Annotated in this window: 9 protein-coding genes; 2 read left to right on the top strand and 7 right to left on the bottom strand. The window is 44.8% G+C overall.

Annotated elements, in window-relative coordinates; genetic code table 11:
- Positions 1–120: 120 nt before the first annotated feature.
- Positions 121–10,662, bottom strand: coding sequence for a tandem large repeat (locus R7F64_RS10770; protein ID WP_318071669.1), 10,542 nt, complete (start codon positions 10,660–10,662; stop codon positions 121–123).
- A gap of 253 nt (positions 10,663–10,915) precedes the next feature.
- On the opposite strand from R7F64_RS10770, the gene R7F64_RS10765 reads away from it, so the two are divergent.
- Positions 10,916–11,878 (top strand): M23 family metallopeptidase, encoded by a 963-nt coding sequence (locus tag R7F64_RS10765; RefSeq protein ID WP_318071668.1) that lies wholly within the window; start codon positions 10,916–10,918, stop codon positions 11,876–11,878.
- A gap of 165 nt (positions 11,879–12,043) precedes the next feature.
- Here R7F64_RS10765 and R7F64_RS10760 read toward each other — a convergent pair whose 3' ends face one another.
- From R7F64_RS10760 to R7F64_RS10740, 5 genes are read right to left on the bottom strand one after another with little or no spacing between them, the layout of a single operon-like run.
- Positions 12,044–12,904 (bottom strand): (2Fe-2S)-binding protein, encoded by an 861-nt coding sequence (locus tag R7F64_RS10760; RefSeq protein ID WP_213966603.1) that lies wholly within the window; start codon positions 12,902–12,904, stop codon positions 12,044–12,046.
- Complete coding sequence (locus R7F64_RS10755) at positions 12,904–13,707, bottom strand: ABC transporter ATP-binding protein (protein WP_318071667.1); 804 nt, start codon at positions 13,705–13,707, stop codon at positions 12,904–12,906. The genes R7F64_RS10760 and R7F64_RS10755 overlap by 1 nt, the downstream gene beginning before the upstream one ends.
- Positions 13,707–14,669, bottom strand: coding sequence for a FecCD family ABC transporter permease (locus R7F64_RS10750; RefSeq protein ID WP_213886143.1), 963 nt, complete (start codon positions 14,667–14,669; stop codon positions 13,707–13,709). The genes R7F64_RS10755 and R7F64_RS10750 overlap by 1 nt, the downstream gene beginning before the upstream one ends.
- Positions 14,669–15,652, bottom strand: coding sequence for a FecCD family ABC transporter permease (locus R7F64_RS10745; RefSeq protein ID WP_213966606.1), 984 nt, complete (start codon positions 15,650–15,652; stop codon positions 14,669–14,671). The genes R7F64_RS10750 and R7F64_RS10745 overlap by 1 nt, the downstream gene beginning before the upstream one ends.
- Complete coding sequence (locus R7F64_RS10740) at positions 15,636–16,595, bottom strand: ABC transporter substrate-binding protein (RefSeq protein ID WP_047101249.1); 960 nt, start codon at positions 16,593–16,595, stop codon at positions 15,636–15,638. The genes R7F64_RS10745 and R7F64_RS10740 overlap by 17 nt, the downstream gene beginning before the upstream one ends.
- A 142-nt stretch (positions 16,596–16,737) precedes the next feature.
- On the opposite strand from R7F64_RS10740, the gene R7F64_RS10735 reads away from it, so the two are divergent.
- On the top strand, positions 16,738–18,882 hold the full coding sequence (locus R7F64_RS10735; protein WP_213966607.1) for a TonB-dependent receptor: 2,145 nt from the start codon (positions 16,738–16,740) through the stop codon (positions 18,880–18,882).
- Positions 18,883–19,500: 618 nt separating this feature from the next.
- Here R7F64_RS10735 and R7F64_RS10730 read toward each other — a convergent pair.
- Positions 19,501–20,544, bottom strand: coding sequence for a GMP reductase (locus R7F64_RS10730; RefSeq protein ID WP_053304513.1), 1,044 nt, complete (start codon positions 20,542–20,544; stop codon positions 19,501–19,503).
- Positions 20,545–20,975 lie beyond the last annotated feature (431 nt).

Raw genomic sequence — 20,975 nt, 5'->3', positions numbered from 1 at the left:
TTATTCAGCCTTGTATTAAGACGATTCATTAATTCGAGTAACTTATCAATAAAGGCAATTATTTTGATAAATATCACAAAAAGTCCCAAAGAAATAAAGCGAGCTAAACGCTCGCTTTATTTATGCCGCATTTTTTAAAGTTTTGTTATCACTAAAATATCGGTTGTAAACAGCACCTAAGGAGGCTGTACTTGCGAAACGATCATAGTTAAATGTTGCTTGAGCCTCTTCCGCAGAGGCGGAAAGCTTGTTGGTACCATTTACATAAATCGTCACTACCCCCTCCTTCAGTCCTGAAAGATCTAAATCAGTTGTCCATGAGTCTGAAAGCACGGTTGCCATGCCTGTGGCTTCTGTACCATCAGCGTCGACTGCTTTGATATCTATGAACTCACCATCTTCAAATCGTTCACTGCTACCACTTACTGTCACGCTTTCCACTCCAGTAACATCGTTGATAGCGTCTAGGTGTATTGTCGGTGTAATTGGCATGGAGTAAGCCGTGCTCTGACTACCGGTATTCCCTGATAAGTCTTGGTAGTCACGAACAAGCAACCCCACATTGAGCTCTGACGTGCTTGGTACCACCACATCACCAGTCCAAACACTTGGGTCCGCGGTTGCCATTAATGAAGTGATCGTTGTACCACCTAACTCCGCCGCTGCGGACTGCAGATCTTTATCGAATTCTAGCGTTACCGTCACGCTTTGGCTGATGGCTTGGTGCTCAGGCGTAAACGTCACGTTAGTCAGCGTTGGCAAAGACTGCGCCAATGTAAAACTCTGGCTTTCACTTACTTCAATGCCCGCTGAGTTCGTCCCCGTCACCATCACGGTATAAGTGCCGTTGGTTTGGTGACTCATATCAATCGCGTCACTGGTCCAATTGCCACCGGCTTGTACCGTCGCACTGCTGCTTTTCAATACCGTCGCGCTGCCTTGGGCTTTTACTTCAAGACGCAGGGACTGACCATCAAAACGTGTCGACGTACCTTCAAATTGTAGCGTGGCTGCATGCGCTTCATCCACATTACCCACTGGCGTAATAGCTAAGGTTGGCGTGATCGGCATGGAGTAAGCCGTGTTCTGACTACCGGTATTCCCTGATAAGTCTTGGTAGTCACGAACAAGCAACGCCACATTGAGCTCCGACGTGCTTGGTACCACCACATCACCAGTCCAAACACTTGGGTCCGCGGTTGCCACTAATGAAGTGATCGTCGTGCCACCTAACTCCGCCACAGCGGATTGCAGATCTTTATCGAATTCCAGCGTCACCGTCACGCTTTGGCCGATGGCTTGGTGCTCAGGCGTAAACGTCACGTTAGTCAGCGTTGGCAGAGACTGCGCCAGTGTAAAGCTCTGGCTTTCACTCACTTCAATGCCCGCTGAGTTCGTCCCCGTCACCATCACGGTGTAAGTGCCGTTGGTTTGGTGACTCATATCAATCGCGTCACTGGTCCAATTGCCACCGGCTTGTACCGTCGCACTGCTGCTTTTCAATACCGTCGCGCTGCCTTGGGCCTTTACTTCAAGACGCAGGGACTGACCGTCAAAACGTGTCGACGTGCCTTCGAATTGTAGCGTGGCGGCATGCGTTTCATCCACATTGCCCACTGGCGTGATGGCTAAGGTCGGCGTGATCGGCATGGAGTAAACCGTGTTCTGGCTACCGGTGTTTCCTGATAAGTCTTGGTAGTCACGAACTAGTAACGCCACATTCAGCTCTGACGAGTCTGGTACCACTACATCACCAGTCCAAACACTTGGGTCCGCGGTTGCCACTAACGAGGTGATCGTCGTGCCACCTAACTCCGCTGCGGCGGATTGCAGATCTTTATCGAATTCTAGCGTTACCGTCACGCTTTGGCCGATGGCTTGGTGCTCAGGCGTAAACGTCACGTTAGTCAGCGTTGGCAGAGACTGCGCCAGTGTAAAGCTCTGGCTTTCACTCACTTCAATGCCCGCTGAGTTCGTCCCCGTCACCATCACAGTATAAGTGCCATTGGTTTGGTGACTCATATCCATTGCGTCACTGACCCAAGTGCCACCAGCTTGTACCGTTGCACTGCTGCTTTTTAGTACCGTCGCGCTGCCTTGGGCTTTCACTTCAAGACGCAGGGACTGGCCGTCAAAACGTGTCGACGTGCCTTCGAATTGTAGCGTGGCGGCAAGCGTTTCATCCACACTGCCCACCGGCGTGATGGCTAAGGTCGGCGTGATCGGCATGGAGTAAGCCGTGCTCTGGCTACCGGTATTCCCTGATAAGTCTTGGTAGTCACGAACAAGCAACGCCACATTGAGCTCCGACGTACTTGGTACCACCACATCACCAGTCCAAACGCTTGGGTCCGCGGTTGCCACTAATGAGGTGATCGTCGTGCCACCTAACTCCGCCGCGGCGGACTGCAGATCTTTATCGAATTCCAGCGTTACCGTCACGCTTTGGCCGATGGCTTGGTGCTCAGGCGTAAACGTCACGTTAGTCAGCGTTGGCAGAGATTGCGCCAGTGTAAAGCTCTGACTTTCACTCACTTCAATGCCCGCTGAGTTCGTCCCCGTCACCATCACGATGTAAGTGCCATTGGTTTGATGACTCATATCAATCGCGTCACTGGTCCAAGTGCCACCGGCTTGTACCGTTGCGCTGCTGCTTTTCAATACCGTCGCGCCGCCTTGGGCTTTCACTTCAAGACGCAGGGACTGACCATCAAAACGTGTCGACGTACCTTCAAATTGTAGCGTGGCGGCATGCGCTTCATCCACATTGCCCACTGGCGTAATAGCTAAGGTTGGCGTGATCGGCAATTCGTGAGCGGTGTTATCCTCACCTATGTTGCCAGTCAAATCTTTAAACTGACTAACAACCAAGTCGACACTTAACAGCGCGGTGCTCGGAACTTGTACATCACCAACCCAGACCTTTTTATCTACCGTTGCTGATAGAGAACTAATGCGATTGCCGCCAAGCGTAGCGGTCGCCTCTTGGAGCTCTTTATCAAACTCAAGCGAGACACTCACGCTTTGCCCCACGCTCTGATGCTCAGGGTTAAATGTCACATTGGTCAGTTTTGGTAAGGTTCCTTCAACCGCGATATTTAAACTGCTTCCTTTTCCAGGAATGGTGTTGGTACTTTGGTAGCTATCATCCTCTACCTGTATTGTTATGTTTTTATCTTGCTTTTCTGGACTGATGTAATTAACCGTCCACGTAACGTTGTCTGACGTGGACCACGTATCTTGCTTTAACGTTCCTGTTGCGCCGTTATCACTAGCGACAAGGTGGACATCTGAGATATCAAAGTTAGTAACTTCTTCTGTAAAGTTAAACGTAAGTGTAATCTCTTCACCTCCAAAAAGAGGGGCGCTTGAAGCAGTAGATATACTTAGCCCGGGAACGGTTGCAGCTTCCACATGTGCGTCAATAGAGCTCTCGTTCTTATTATCCACTTTGTCTGTTGCTGCCACCGTGATCGTATGCTCGCCTTTCGGTAACAAATAGCTTATAACATAAGGCCCCGCTTCAGTTGTCGGCTCAGTAATCGCTTGAGGAGCCACAGTGCTGCCACCACTCACCGCTTTTGACGTGACGAGATTTAAATTTTTATCTGTAATGTATGCACTAATTTCTAGTTGATACTTATCGTTTGTCGGCACCTTAGAGATTTGATTAGCACTTAAGCCAGAAATACTTGGAGCGTCATAATCAACAATAGACTCGATCACTTGTCCATCATAACTTTTGCCTAGTAATTCAAAGCTTGTATTCTCTCTTCCAACTGAGTCCGTCACCGTCACCTTAAGGGTATATGCCCCTTGGTTATCGACGGCAAAGTTCATCATTCCATTACCACTAGAAGAGATAACATCACCTGAGTAACGCAAGGAATCACCGAGGCTTGGAATAAGCTCCACAGAATATTGTGAAGCTTTCACTCTTTCTCCTTCCACCGTAGATACCGTAAACGGCTGGCTCGCCTTGGTTAAAAACAGTTTGCCACCCTGCAAACTCGTAATTCCATCGAAATCAACTGTGACTTTAGGAACACTAATATCAATGACTTTTCTGATATCAGAATACAGTCCGACGCTATCTGTCGCTTTGATATCAACCGTGATTGAACCACGCCCCTCTAACTGAGATTTCGGTAGTTCAAAGTACGTAGATGAACCGTTCCCATCCTCTACTCTTTCTTCTTGATGGCTTGGGTTTAAAACCGAATAGTTTACTGTTGCCAGGCTGCTACCAGTGTCCGTTATGTCGAAACGAAAACGAACATTATCAGGATTTGTTGGCGATTCGGTTACGATAATCTCATCGCCAACACTTGGAGGTGTGTTGTCAACTTTAATATCAACGGTCGCTTCACCGACTCTCGACCACACATCCGTTGCGGTAATCGTTGTCCTGATCGTTTTTCCATCCGCATCGCTAGGAAGTTCACTTGTAAATGTTGAACACTTGTAGGTTGGGTCATCTGCACACACCTCTAATTGTGCAAACTTCTCCGGATTATCTTTATAGTTGTAGGATTCCGTTCCAAACCTGGCCATCACATTGTCTAGTCTAGAGTTTTCATACAGCTTAATTCTGAATTTGGCGACAAGCTGCTGACCATTAATGGTTGTGTTTCCGACCGGATCAGTAATTTCGACGACTACCGAACCTTTAGGTAATTCAAGCAGTAGATCGTGCTCTGGCGTCAAGTTTCCTGCTAAATCAGATAAGTTCTTGATTTTGTATTCTTGAGTTGTACTCAGGCCATCAATAATATCGGCATACGATTCAGAATACGTACACTTGATATTTCCAACACCTTTGGCACAAGTCGTTGGTGTATAAGCTTTGTTGCCAAGATTACGAACCAACTTTGGATATTCATCTGAACTTTCGGTATTCACGCCTGATAAAGCATCATTAAAAGAGAGCTCAAATGTGAGCATCTTCTTCTTCAAAGCTTCATCAAACCAAACATCACTTCCTTTAAAACTGTATGAGTTACCATCTACGACTGTCGGTGCATCAATATCCACCATCGAGAAATTGAACTTGTTGATCGTTTCACGCCCATTTGTACCCAAGGTTTTAGTGATCAAAGTAACAGGTGCTTTGGTCATGTTTTGCCCAACATTGACACTACAACTGTAAGGTTCTTGCGATACGTTGATAACACCAGAAGTTGGTTGCTCATTAGTTGGTGGCGCATCTAGAGAGTTGTATTCTTCACGAACCCAACACTCTAACGTTTTGGCTTTGACCGCACTCAATGTAGTAAAGGTGACATCAAGAACACCATCAGATAAGTAATTTTGGAAGTCCAGCGGGCTTTCAACTGTTAGAACCACGCCTTCACGCTGTACGCTAAAGGTTTGGTTTACTTTTCCAACCTTTCGGTCTTTTTCATCAAGGTAACGAACTTTGTTATAAACCTTGATATCAAGTTCATAATTACCATCTTTGGCAATTTGTGTAGAAAGCAACGTTGCCGTCCAAGTGCCATCTGCAGTTTCTGAGAACGTAAAGTTAGTCCCGTTTTGCTCTCCAGAGAATCTATACGTTGAGTCAATTCGATCAACGCCACTATCATCAACAATATCAAGCGTAAGTACGATATTCCCATCTTGATAGATGGTGTTGTTTGTAATTGGCGTTCCATCCGTGTAACTCATCGCCAGCGTCACCTGCGGGATTGAGTTGTATACTTTGACGGTAAAATCTTGCTCATCACTGGTTAAGGTTGTGTTGCCACGAACATCAGCCCCTTTTAAACGAATCTTGTGTGTACCCGAACCTAAATCACCAAGACTCACTTTGAGATCTTCATTGATTTTTTTACCTGGAGAGCCAGGTAATGGCTCCAGATCGCTAAACGTCCAATACTCTAGGCTTTCTCGATTGACACCATTAATTGAAACATCACCGTTTGCATTTAGGTCTAGCGCCGTTAGGTCAAAGACATAGTTACCTAAGTAGTAGTCATTCGCATTGAAACCACTTAATCCTAATGTTGGTCCATCACGATCAAGAATAACCTTGTGCGTGTTAGAACTAGACTCAAAACCATAAATATCGGTTGCTTTTACATACAATGACGTTGTTTTTTCATCTTCAGAAATGTCTATTTTATCTGTGTCACTCTTGATAAGAGACATGACAAACTCTTTAGATGAATCCGTTGGCACAATTGTCTTAATTGGCGAATCTTTACCACTTTGATACAGCGAGACTTGCTCAAGGTCTGAATCGTCTATTACGGATTTAAATCGCACATTGAACTCACGCCCTATGACATAGTTCTCTTTAGACAATGTGTCTTCAACCCAAGGCGTATTTAGGATGATTTCAGGGCCTTTGTTATCGACTTGGAAGGTGAATTTCCCTGTTGTGCTGACATTGGCAGGGTAAGCGTTGTCCGTCGCAGTGACGTAAAATTCATTCCATTCATCGTAATCAAATGCTTTTGAAACCAGTTGGACTTTGACGTCAGGCTGTTCACCAACTAGGTATGGTACGTCACACGCCTCTGTTAGAGGGTCACAGCTTTCTAATGTCAGAGCCTGACCAGATCCGCGGCGCAGATCTATTTTTACGTTATTGCCAGAGCTTAACGTCCCCCAATCAATGACAGGTGTCCATTGGTTATTACCGCCTAAACGGCTTTGAACCTGCTCGCTTTTTACAATAGGAGCTTCAGAGTCGATACGAATATTGAATCTCGGAGCGGTGCTAGTTAACTCTGAAACGGAGTTACCTAAGTTGTCCTCTGCTGCGGCAACAACTAACCAATCTCCATCACCAGGATAAATCGTAGAGCCTTGATTTGAACAAATCTCGCCCGTACATAGTTTGACTTTAAACGCGTCTTTTGAGTTAGTTGCAAAGTTTTCTGGTGTGTATGTTACTTTTTCACCGGTTTGCTGGTAGAAAACAAGGCCCCTCGAGGCAAGCTTATCACCAACAATATCCTCAACCTTGAAGGTTAATTCATGAGTATTGTTCGCATTTAAATAAATACCGTTTTCTACAGGTTTACCATCGACATCATTCGGTGGAAGATAACTGGCCTTAGGGAAATCGTTATCAATAAACACCGATTCTATAAACGGAGATTTACCATTATAACCATACGCATTGCCATGTGGGTCCATAGCACTGGTCTCCACGGCAAACTCTATAATGTCTTTTAGTTCACTAGACTGGGAGTTGAGGGTGAAGAAGTACTCTTTTCGATAAGCATTGCTGCTGCCTGAGTTTTCTACGATGTTGATGTCCAGTGGTATTTCAATATTTGGCTCATTAGCTTGATACCACATCGTGCTAAACTTCGGGCCGTAAGCGTCGGTTCCTACAATACCAGAAGGATCGTCTAGGACAATTTTAGAAACAACCTCGCCAGCGATATAAAGCCTATTACCAACCATCGTCTCTCTACCGCTTTCAATGGTTAATTTTGGCTGCGGAGGCAAGGTATCGATACTGCTACCCTCTGTATCAAAAATGTTCTTACCATTTAAGTCAGGATTAGCCATCGAAATATCATCAGCATAGAGCTGCGCGATATTGGTCTCAATACCGTATTTGCTCGCCATGATTTCATAATACGATTGCGCCAGGTCTTTTCGGTAAGTTTCAGCGCCAAACGTGTAAGAATCGAGCGTAACTTGACTTCCTCCTGCCCCTATACCATTTGCTTTTCCATCGTAGCTAAAATCATCGTAAATAGCAGATGCAAAATCTAATGAGTTATTTCTTGGCATTCTCTCGGCAATACTATCAATTGCTTCAACAAGGAATCGGTGTAGATAGTCATTTGATGGCTTGTCTGGAATCGCTTTAGTTGTAAGCATTTCATTGGTTGCATAAGACACAACCGTTGGGTCAAACCCAAAGAATGAGTTGTTATTCGTACCTGATAACGCGTAGCGCACCTCATCAAGAATTTGAATCGCACGTTCTGAAGTTTTCTCTCCCGCTGTCACTTGATCCCACTGGAAATCAAACAAACCAGTCTGATATGTCGATAGTTCAGTAATATAGTAAGTTTGAGAACCTTTGAGCTTAAAATACACACCAATATTGGCCTTGTTTAAGTCAACCGTTACTTTCTTGGTCCCTGGATCTCTTTTCCATTGGTAATAGTATGGCTCACTGCCTTCGATACCAATTAAACGAACACGCATGAAATCATAATTCACTACGTCAGTTGTGGTTTCACAGCTCGCTACGTCAAGAGCCATGGACTGGTCACTTTCCAGTTGCTGGATAGTGGTACAACTTGCAAGTGAAGTGAATTCACCACTTGGGCTCAACCCTTCAAGTTGAGCTCGCGCACCAATAAATGGTGTCACCACTTTTATGGTTGGTAGGTCAAAGCTACTTCTAAAATATACTTCTCTTGGAGTGCTTTCGTTATCAGACTCATCGATGGTTTGAATGACTAACTTTTGACTACTGTTTTCTGATACCGATTTAAAGCTGTCACCCAAAATATCTCTTACAAATGGAATGTAATAAATGACATCCTCAACTCGCCCATTGCTATCTAACAGCGTTTCGTGCGGAATTTTTGCGATGTAATCGTCATCGGATGCCGTTGTATCAATAACTTGCTGAAGTGAGTAGTTGTTATCGTTGTTTTGGCTTACGTAGTACTTGACGACGAGCTTAAGCTTATTAGCGTTGGAGCCTAAAACCGTATCGGTATTTACGTCTGATACTTTCACACGAACATAAGGGATTTTATTCTCTTTCAATAAATTAGCGTTGAAGTTACTAAAATCTATCCCTTTTAATGAGCTCTGAATCCCTAAACTTGCATACGCATAGTCAATCTTCAGGAAATCGCGGCTTGCTTGAACATTGTCTGGGGTGTACGTATCTTGAGAGTAGATACCATCGTAAGTGGTTCGTTCACCATCTAACCCCACATTTACGTACGTCATTGACGTACCTTCAGGATAGGTTATCGTCTGTGCTGGCGCTTGATCGTCACGACTTACTGCATGCTGCGCAGAGCCCGTATTGCCTTTGCTATCCCTCGCTCGAACCTCAAAGACCGTCGTAGATAGGAATTCATCAGTTGGGTAAGCCTTACTAAACTCACAAGCATTTCCAGACTCTACAGTGACAGGAGAACATGTGACGCCCTCATGTAAGCCATCTTTAAATGAAATACTGACCGAACTAATCTCTTGCGAGCTTTCTTTTACAACCCCTTTCAGAACGTATTCTTTAAGTTGGTTATTAATTGCACTCGCCGATGTAATATCGATAACAGGCGCATCGTTATCCCACTCAAAGTTGATATGAAGACCCGAATGGCTGCCTGGAATTAACTCATTACCCAGTACATCCGCTGTATATAAGACTAACCGTGCTGCTGTTACGTTTGAGAGCCCAGTGGCAGGGTTTATATCTACACTATCGATCTCTTTGGTATTAATGTTAACTTTAACGTTGGTCTCTCGAAGGCCAACTTCAAAATCATCAAATTCAACCGAACAGAATGTGCTTCCAAAATCTTGTATGTCGTTACATTGAAATTCACCAGACCAAGAGCCATTAATCTGATACTGAATAAAGGCGGATACGTCTTCTACACCGATATCATCAACAATTTTTAGGTCAACTTTATCGGTGCCTGCAAGTACATCACGGTCAATGCGTGTCACGATAGGCGCTGTGGTATCAATCTCCGTCCCATCTCGCGGTGGAATGACGCCATCTGTACTGCCATATGTACCTAAGTCATTAAGCTTCTTACTAAAGTCGACATAGTCGGCAGCATCAGTACCTGAAATATTGATACTTGGGTCGTTTACCACGATCAAAACGTGCTGAGATAAGTCACGTGTGTAAACGTCGCTGTTTATCTTTTTCTGTCCAAAGCTGAGGGGAGTCACTGCTCCTGAAGTCTTGCTCACTTCAAGACCATCAAGAACACCATCTGCAATAACATCCCGATATTGGATGTCAGCGAAGTGCATCGAAGTGTAGACGTTATCGCTGTTGCCGTATTTTTTTATAAGATCGTAAGAGTAAGACGAGTATGCTGTTAATAAAGCACCGTATTGATGCCCAGTACTAGCAAAACTGCTTTGCCCACCTTTGGTAATATCAATAGGTTTGGTCTCATTTACGTCAAAACCATACATGCTATTGATACTATCCAAAGCAGTTGAAAAGGCACTTTCATCTGTGGCCCCCTGAGAAATTTTGTACTTTGCCAAGCCTGCTGCCAAGTTCGACAGCGGAGTAAGCATTAACTTTTGCTCACTCCCCTCTTTAAAGTTCACAACACCTTCAAATTTAAGTGTCTTCGCATTACTCACAGATACCGTTTCATTTGTAAACGGATCGGTATAACTCCCCTCTTTTGCAACAACAAAAAGAGGCATTGACGACGATTCAAACTCTAGCAGATAGTTTCCGAAGGCATCAGACGTCGTGTTAGCCAACTTCCGACCTAAGTTTCCATTTTTGAACTCGAAAACCTCAATCTTGGCGCCATTGACTGGGGCGTCAAACACCATACCGGAAATGCTTCCTTTGCTTCTAGCTGGAGGTGTGTTGTCTCCTCCATCACCACCACCACATGCACTCAATAAAAGAGATGTAAGCGTAAGACCTAATGTTAATTTCAGCGTATTTTTAGCGAACATAGTAATTTGGCAAAATATATTTTCCCGAGATTATATTATTGAAAAATATTTTCTCAACGTGACATTAACACCAACAAAATAGGCATAAACACCAAGCCAACCGTCACTTTGACTGAATTATTAAAATTATTCTCACATCCTATAATTATTAACTTAGTTAAAACAGAGGAATTACTCATGCTTTAATGCTAGTTTTTATTTAAAATATTATACTCTACGCACAACTGTCAGTATTGATAAATCAACAAAACTAATGACTATTTTAATAATAAAAAGGAGTGTGCAAGCTCCTACCGTAGCCCTTATCACTACTGCGTTAATCATATTGATTAGCGTATCGCTTTCTCACTACTTCCTCACTCCTGTGGATAGGCTACCTACCATCAAGCCTTTAGAATTCGAAAGTGAGAATGTGCAGCCACCAATTAAAAAGAATACTCGTAGGCAAAAAATCACTATCGGTGTGGTTGAATACTCTTTTGTCGCTTCATTATTAAAATCAGGAGTGAGTCAAAAAGAGATCAACTTGCTATTAGCACTGATCAAAAGCAAGTTTAATATTATTGACTCTATTAAAAGAGGTGATAACTTTATCTTAAGAACTAAATTAAATAGTAAAAATGAAACTTACATTAGTTCTTTTTACTATTTAGGCAGTAAAACTGATTTATTTATTATCAATGATGGTCACGGCAACGTATTTGATGAGCATGGTGTGTCGATAAATAATCAGTTCATGTTTTCTTCACCCTTTGATAAAAACTACAGAGTGAGCTCTGACTATGACTTAAAGCGAACACATCCAGTGACCAATATAACGACTCCGCACTTAGGCACTGATTATGCCACACCTGTAGGTACACCGATTCGTAGTATTGCTGATGGCATCGTTTTAAAGTCCCGCTACAACCGTTTTGCTGGCAACTATATTAATATCCGCCACACAAATGGCTCTGTATCACGCTACCTACACTTATCTCAGCGCAACGTCCATATTGGTGAGAAGATCAGCCGAGGACAAGTGATAGGGAAAACGGGTAACACAGGAAGAACAACAGGGCCGCATTTACATCTTGAACTGCACATCAATGGTGTTCCGATTGATTACGAGCGATACATTCAAAGGCACCCAAACACTGACGTAAATATAGAAATGCTGATTGCAGCGAGAAAAGAAAAAGCAGAATTAACAGCGGAATGGCAACGGTATAAGTAGTCAAACAGGTAACAACAGCCACTTCGATTCGTGTATTCTTCCTACTGTCATTTATCCGCAACTACAGTAGACCATAACTTTGCTCTAAATCACATAAAACCTTTTCAAATAAGCGACTTTTACTGAAATTACATGTGGTCAATAAAAAATGATAATTTATCGATTTTACTGAAATAACCCAAGCATGTTCATACGCATGATGTTTTCTTGGATTTCTGAATCGTGCAAGTTACAGGTTGAGCACTTCTCTTTGCCTTCAATTTTGTATTTCAGACAGCACGTTTCTCGTCTCACGTAGAGCTTTTGAAAGCCATTAAAGGTCACCTTTTTTACCGTGTTTAACTCACCGCCTTTTGGTGTTACCGCGTTAAATAGGTTTTGCTGCCACTTTGATGCCGCTTGCACGTCTAGATCTAACCTGTCATTGGCTAATGGTTGATGCGCAAGTTTAGAAAACGCCAAATCACACGCGTACAAGGCATTCCCCCAAAACACTTTCGGGCTAACTTTCTGCTTTTTGTACAGCGGCACCAATGGCTCAGAGAGCGTCGTAATGACTTGCGCAAGTTTCTCATCTAAAGCCAGTTCTGACTCCACTTGCATCGCGTTTTCGTTGCCAGCCTCAAGAGCAAAGAAAGGGATTGCACTCGACACTTCAATGCTTGCGACACGATGGTCCTCACCAATCGTCAGATACAGATCATCGAGTGTTAACTGCAACACGCGATCAAACACCACACGGTGACCGACCAGTGACGTCAGCAAAATCGCGTTGAACACTTTCTGCCAAATCGGCACGGCAAATGGCAATTTCGCCTCAATAGAACCTGCGTAATCTTGCACAACAGCAGGAAACTCACGCTCAAACCATTCACTGGCTTTAGTGCCATTCGGCTGTTCAGCAAAACGTAAGCGGAAGAAAGGTTCATGGTGATTCAAGATGGCTTGCTGCTCGGTGATGCTCAGCGTTTTAACATTCTCAGGCAAAGCCACCAAAGTACGAAACTGATTAAACAGGTTTCCCATTAACGCGCTTCCTCACGAACATAAGCTTTTGGTAAACAGTAAACGTAGCCATCAATGACTTCCATTTTTCCTTCCACTTTAAACACCGATTCAAGGGTCGATTCAGTGAGCACATCCAAAGGCGATCCCTGTTTTAAAATCTGACCTTTTTTCATTAGTACCAGTTCATCGCAGAACTGCGCAGCTTGGCTCAGTTCATGCAGGACATAAACGATGGTTAAGTTGCGTTCCTTGTTCAACTTATAGAGCACTTCAAGTAACTCGAGTTGGTGACCTAAATCGAGATAACTGGTTGGTTCATCCAACAATAACCACTGCGCTTCTTGCGCCAAACACATCGCCAGCCAAACGCGCTGACGCTCACCACCCGACAACGTACTCACTACACGCTCTTCGTAACCAGCCAATCCGACAGAGGCAAGCGATTCAGTAATCACTTCTTGGTCACGCTCACTGTTGCCCTGATACCACTTGCGATGAGCAACACGACCAAGCGCAACAAGCTGCTCAACCAATACACCTTCTGGTGCCGTAGGATGTTGAGGCAGAATCGCAATGTGCTTAGCGAGATCTTTAAGCTTCCATTGGTTAAGCGCTTTGCCTTTAAAAGTCACGTCGCCTTTTTTCGCTTTTATCGCACCGGTTAAGGTCTTCATCAGCGTACTTTTACCGCACCCATTTGGGCCAATGAACGCAGTCACCTTACCTTCTTGAAGACAGATGTTCACATCGTTCAAGATCATCGTATCGTTGTAACCTGAAGTGAGCGATTGCCCTTCAAGCCCGTTTGAAGATAGGGTCATTATGAGTGTTTCCTTAACAAGAAGAGGAAAAATGGCACACCAAGCAGTGCGGTAATCACGCCCGCAGGAATTTCGGTTGGGAACAGTAAGTGTTTGGCTAAAACATCTGAAAGAGCGAGGAAGCCAGCGCCGAAAATCAAAGTCGTGAACATGGTTCGCAAAGGATCATTCGCACTGAGCAAACGTGCAATGTGCGGAATCACCAATCCCACAAAACCAATCGGCCCAACTGCTGAGACGGCAGGCGCAGTAATAAATACCGTACCTAAAAGAATCCCCAAACGCAGCAGAGCACCGTTGATACCAATGCCACGCAAAATCGCGTCATCGTAGCGTACCCATTTCAATGGCAAATACACCAAAATAATGAACGCTAAACAGGCCAAGAACCAAGGCAAAAGATAACTCACTTGTTCCCAACCTCGGCCGTACATACCACCCGCCATCCATTGCAATGCGATATCGGTTTTACCCTGACCAATGGTGAAGATTAGCGCCGAACTCAACGCGCCAAGAATCGCCGTGATCGCTACACCTGTGAGTAGAGTGAGACTGGTATTTCCGATTCGGCTAACGATCAAAACAGGAATCGCACTGAGCAAACCACCCGCCATTGAAAACAGCAGTAACGCGCTTTCTGTGGTGATATTCCAATTAAACCAAGCGGGCAACAAAATCGCACAAACAGCACCAAGAGAAGCACCAGCGTTCACCCCTAAAATACCGCTGTCTGCCAACGGGTTTTTGAGGGTGGTTTGCAGCAATAAGCCTGATACTGCCAGCATCATACCCGCCATAATCGCCAGCAAAAATCTTGGTAACGTTAGCGACCAAAATGGGTGGTAAGTACCGCGAGTAATAAACAGTTCACCTGCTTGTCTAAGCTCTGGGTTAGAAGCGATAAACAGTGCAGGAGCGAACACCAGCAAAGCCAAGCAAGGGAATAAGAAACGCGTTTTCATTATTTCCCTCTCAGCTTACGAACAATCAACATAAGAAACCAAGGCGCACCTAAAGTCGCGGTAATGACGCCAATCGGAATTTCCAACGGCATAAGCAGGGTTCGAGAAAGGAGATCTGCTGCGGTAACGAGTGCCGCACCAATCAAAGCTGCACCGCCAAGTCCCAACCCCATCATGCGAGCGAGATGAGGGGCAACAAGGCCAACAAAACCGACAGGACCAAATGCACCAACCGCAACCGCAGTAAGCACGACAGAGACAAAACCAAACGCCAATCTATAACGGTTGATCGCGATACCTAAACCACGAGCAACCGTGTCATCCAGCAGTAAGTAACCACGCTGTCGATGTGTCACCGCAAGCGATATAAACGCAGGAATGACGGTATAAACAAGCGGCGTAAACACCGACCAATTCGCGCCTGCGTTACTGCCCGTTAACCAGAAAAACAGTGACTCACTGTCTACGCGATCCGACAGAAGAATGTAGGTCACCGCTGCTTGGCAAAACGCACTCACGGAAATGCCAGCTAACGCCAAACGCGCTGGTGTGACGCCCTGTTTCCAACTAATGGATAAGGTAATGGCACCGCCAAGCAAACCACCTACAATCCCCCAAAACAAAGTTGGCAATGGCAGCAAGAACATGGTCGCCGTTAACACGCTAAGCGCAGCGCCAGACATCACACCGGTCAGGTTTGGAGACGCTAACGGGTTGCGAACGATGTCTTGCATGAGCGAGCCGGATACCGCCAACGCCGCCCCACCAAAGAGTGCGATTAAGGTGCGAGGTAAACGTAGTTCCCAAAACACTAAGGATGCTTGGTTGCTTGAATCAGAAATCAAAAACGCCATGATCTGCTGGGCATCAAAATGGTAAATGCCACTCGACAAAGACACATAAACCACACCTAGTAACAAAGCCGTCGCCAAACTGCGAACCATCACCGCACTTGGTTTGGTTATCCTAAGAACATGAGCCATTGATCACCTCATAAACTCGTTCAACAGAAGGCGCAGGGAAAAGATCGGGATACACTTTGTGGGCGATATCCATCGCGACCCAAATTCGTGAAAGTGGCCCTTCTGGCTCTCGCCATGTCATATCAACCAAGTAAACTCGATTGTTCTTCACCGCTTTTAGGCTTTGCCAAATTTTCGATTCGGTAAATTGTGGCTCGGCGTTCTGGTACATAAAAATCACATCGGGATCGAGTTTTACCAACCACTCAAGACCCACTTGCCCAGAAAAAGGCGTTTTCGTCGCGTACGGCGAGTCACCATTCGCACTTCGGATATTCAATTTTTCCATAAGAGCAACGGACATAAAGTGTGAGTAGTATGCTCGCGGAGTGACGCCAGCACTTGTCAGAAATAAACCAGAAAACTGTCTATTACCGAGCTTTGATTGCATTTCATCAAGAAAAGTCTGAAAACACATATTTAGTGATTTCCCTTGCTCTTCTCGCCCCATTGCCATGCTTGCACGCTCTACCGCAGAAAAACTGTCTTCTAAAGTAATCAAATCAAAACCGAGAGGCGGTGCGATTTCGACGAAGCGCTGATAGTAAGGCTCTAACATTCGCCCCAAACCAACAACCAAATCTGGCTTCGCATCGTACAAAGCTTCAAAGCTGGTTCTTGAACGATTACCAAGACTTGGCACGTCATTTAAAGCAGAAAGATAAGGAGGAAATCCACCAGGATAATCGGATACACCAACAGGCTTCTCACCCATTGCTATTACTAGCTCTGCACCAAAAGTAGACACGCTTGCAACACGCGGGAAATGGGTCACATTCGACGTCGAAATAGTATGGTCTAGATCATCGACAACTGATGCGTTTAATCCACTTGCATAAGCAAGCTGAATAGACAGCATTTGGCTAATTATTGAAATGATAACGACTGCTGTAAAACTGCCCATTAAATTACAAATGATAATTATTGATATTTACATTGCTTCTTTGCGTGCTAGACTACCACGTAATTACAAAGTGCTCAATAATCGCTAGCTAAATCAATTTATTAACAAGTTTATAAAAGACAACTTTTAGTTGCAGGAAGTTATGAAACTCAAACTATCTAAGCTAAATATTGCAGTGGTAAGTGCAATTACTCTTTCACCTTTCGGCGTTTCAGCGGAAAGTAACGACCAAGTCCAAGCAATGGAAACAATGGTTGTTACCGCAAGCCGTTCTCAACAGCTGCTTAACGACGTTCCTCGCTCTGTGACCGTTATCGACCAAGCACAACTTCAATCTCAATTGAGCCAAAGCCGCAGCATCAACGATGTGCTTTCAACCTTGGTTCCAGGTATGGGGACTTCTGTTCACGGTAACCTGAGCAGCAAAGGTCAAAACCAAATCCGTGGTCGTCGCGTTCTGTTATTGATTGACGGTGTTGCACAAAACAACAGCTTCCTAGATTTTGGCCAAGAGTTGTCGGCGATTGATCCGCAAAACGTTGAGCGTATCGAAGTTATCCGCGGTGGTTCTGCGGTATACGGCCTTGGCGCACAGGGCGGTATCATCAACGTGATCACCAAAATGCCAGAAGAAGGCGCAGTAGAATACCGCACTAAAGTTGGCACAAGCTTCCAAGAGTTTGGTAGCGATGCGTTCACTTGGAACGTGTACCAAGAAGCGACAGGCGGTGATGAGAAAGATCAATGGCGTTTAGGTTTGGGTTACGAGCAACGTGGCGGCAGCTACGATGCTAACGGTGACCGCCTACCTTCGGTAAACAACGAAGATGACATGGACAACCTAAACGTAAACGGCGTTTGGAACCGTAACATCGACGAAGATCGTTCACTGACTTTGACTGTTGGCGTTCGTAACATTACTGACAACGACGGCTGGTGTGCAGCGAATGGCGATGCAGCTAACGGCAAACCTGCCGAAGCGGTTCACTGTGGCCCAGGTTACAACAACGGCGTTGCAGGCAAAGATGGCGCGAAACCAAACGATGTGACACGTACGTTCGCTAACTACCAAGCGCGTTACCAAGATCTGGGCTTTAGCTTAGGTATGCTCGATGTAACGGGTTACTGGATGGCTCAAGATACTGAGACGTTCACGCTTGCGATGAAAGATAAGAACCCAAATTCTCCAACCTTTGGTCAAACGCTATATGGCCACAACGAGACAGATTTTGATCGTTTCGGCGTGAAAGCCAACATCTCTAGCCAAATTGATTGGGCATTCGTGACTTGGGGTATGGACGTTGAACAACAGTCGTTCAAACAGCCAAACAGCGTCGGTTTCTACAACAACACACCGGATGTAGAGCAATTTGCTATCGCACCATTCGCACAGTTCATTACTGATGTAAGCGATAACACGGTTCTTTCTTACGGTATCCGTTACGAGTACGTTCGCCTAAGCGTGGATGATTTCACGGTAGGTAACACGCACAACAATGCAGGTGATCAAGTTCAAGGCGGTGATCCGTACTTTGACGAGTTCCTATTCAACATTGGTGTGACACACGATCTGACCGACAACCACCAGCTGTTTGCATCTTTCGCGCAAGGTATGTCAACGAACGAAGCACTACGTGACATTCGTTCTGGCAACAGCTCAACAGTTGAAGGTGCTATCAAGCCAATTACTACTGACAACTACGAAGTGGGTGTGCGCGGTTTCCTTGGTGAAGCGGACTACTCTCTTGCAGCGTTCTACAGCGAATCTGACCTAGGTTCGACACTGAACGTAAACGAAGCCGGCGATGCGCTAGAAAGTACTCGTGCACCAGAAAAAGTTTGGGGTGCGGAAGCAACGCTTGGTTACAGCATTCTTGCTAACCTTCGTACAGACAGCACGATCTCTTGGCAAGAAGGTGAGCGTAAACTTAACGAAGACAGCGGCTGGGAACCACTAGACGGCACGCGTATCGCACCATTGAAAGTAACGTCTGTTATCAGTTACGACGCTTACGAATTCGGTCGCTACAACATGACGCTGGTTTACTCAGGCAACCGTGATAAAGAAGATGAAATCACTTCTGGCGCGAAATACGCAGTAGACAGCTACTTCGTTGCAAACGCTGGTGTGGACTACGATCTTCCGTTCGGTACGTTAAGCTTCGCTGTTGAAAACCTATTCAACGAAGACTACATGACGGCGTACGCGCAATCAGAGCGTAACAACTCACGTTACTACAACGCACCGGGTCGTCGCTTCCACTTGAACTACGAAGTGAAATACTAAACTTAAAACACAGAAAATGCGCTTAATCAGATTAAGCGCATGTCTTTCACTTCTACTGTTATATTCGTGATTTATTACCTTAAAATTCAAATTAGTGCCGAGTACTAGCTTTGTTTCCTAAATCAGGCAACTAAATCTTCAACCCATGAGCTGAGCAGCTAAGTTCACTCATATACTTAGGCTAATAGCCAGCCTCGCTACAGAACAACCAATTGGAAACACAACAACCAAGCTTTAATCACCCGCTGTTAACGGACATTTTTAATTAAGAGACGGTTCAGCTATGGAAGCAAATCAAGCAAGGGAACCAACCTGGAAGACCTCGCCTATTTAATGACTTAGCGATTACGATGGCTCCTATGGTTAAGCATGTATTTTCATTGCCGCTTAGTTAAGTTTGAGAAATTACAATGCTCAAGTTGGAAAAACCTACGCCATGATAGAAGTGTTAAACAAACTCACTTAGCTAGGTATTTCATCCTAAAGCAGATATAAAATAGCCCCTTCAAAAATGTCATAAACATAAAAAGCAATAGACTTATGAAGAGGCAATATCAAATTATGGTTGCACCAAATATCAATATATGGTTGCTTTTACACTTTTTACATTCAGTCGATTTACTCTTTACCGAACACGTTGTTCTCTTGTTCTTGAACACGGATGAATGTAGTACGCTTGGTTAGCTCTTTAAGCTTTGCTGCACCTACGTATGTACATGTTGAGCGAACTCCGCCAAGGATGTCTTGAATAGTGCCGTGAACACTACCACGGTATGGCAATAATACGGTTTTACCTTCGGCCGCACGGTAGCCAGCGACACCACCTGAGTGCTTATCCATCGCGCTCTTCGACGACATGCCATAGAATTTCATGAACTTCTCGCCGTCTTTCTCGATCACTTCGCCGCCTGACTCTTCGTGACCCGCTAGCATCCCGCCTAGCATTACGAAATCCGCTCCACCACCGAATGCTTTCGCTACGTCACCCGCACAAGAACAACCACCGTCACCGACGATCATGCCACCAAGGCCGTGCGCTGCATCGCCACACTCGATGATTGCAGAAAGCTGCGGGTAACCAACACCCGTTTTTACACGAGTTGTACAAACTGAGCCTGGGCCGATACCCACTTTAACGATGTCTGCACCAGCTAGGATTAGCTCTTCACACATATCACCAGTAACCACGTTGCCTGCAGAAATGACCTTGTCTGGGAACTCTGCTCGCACGCGTTCAACATACTCGACCAAATGCTCTGAGTAACCATTAGCAATGTCGATACAAATGAAAATAAATTCATCTGAAAGTGCCATGATGTCTTTGGTTTTTTGGAAGTCTGCGTCAGATGTTCCCGTAGACACCATAACGTTATTCATGGTTACTTTATCTGCTGATTTAGAAAACTCAGCCCAATCTTCTACCGTGTAATGTTTGTGAACAGCGGTCATTACACCATGCTCAGCCAGCGCTTTAGCCATTGCAAAGCTACCAACCGAATCCATGTTTGCTGCGATTACTGGCACACCAGACCATTGACGACCACTATGCTTGAATGTAAAATCGCGGGTTAAATTTACTTGAGAACGGCTCTTAAGGGTAGAACGTTTCGGGCGAAACAGTACATCTTTAAAACCTAACTTAAGTTCTTGTTCGATACGCATTGTGTAATTCCTTGATTCATATGTATATGTGTCATTTCAGAGTGCGTAGTGATTTCGTTGGCAGACGAGTTCACTGTTCTTCGGACACAAAAAAACCGGAGCGTTGGCAGACGCTCCGGTTTTCAGCATTATAGGCTGTGATTTATTTCCTACAAGTCTGATATTTGAATTTTTTTTGTGATACCATCTTGAAAATCGCATATCAAAAACGCTCCCCAAGTCACCAAAACCTCTTATTATTTATAACTATCAACAACTTGAGAAAGCACTTAAGTTAACCCATTGCGCAAACCTTTGCATCATATCTTAAAAATTAAAACGCATCACCTCTCAAATCTGCCTAAAACTCAATCACCTAATACTAAGATGCCCTGCTAATTCGTAAAAAAGTACTCAAAAAAATCGACCAATTTTCTCAAAAATGCATGAAA

It is taken from the genome of Vibrio sp. Vb1980 (assembly GCF_033338615.1).
Taxonomy (GTDB): Bacteria; Pseudomonadota; Gammaproteobacteria; order Enterobacterales; family Vibrionaceae; genus Vibrio; species Vibrio alginolyticus.
This window is presented reverse-complemented; position numbering and strand designations above follow the sequence as displayed.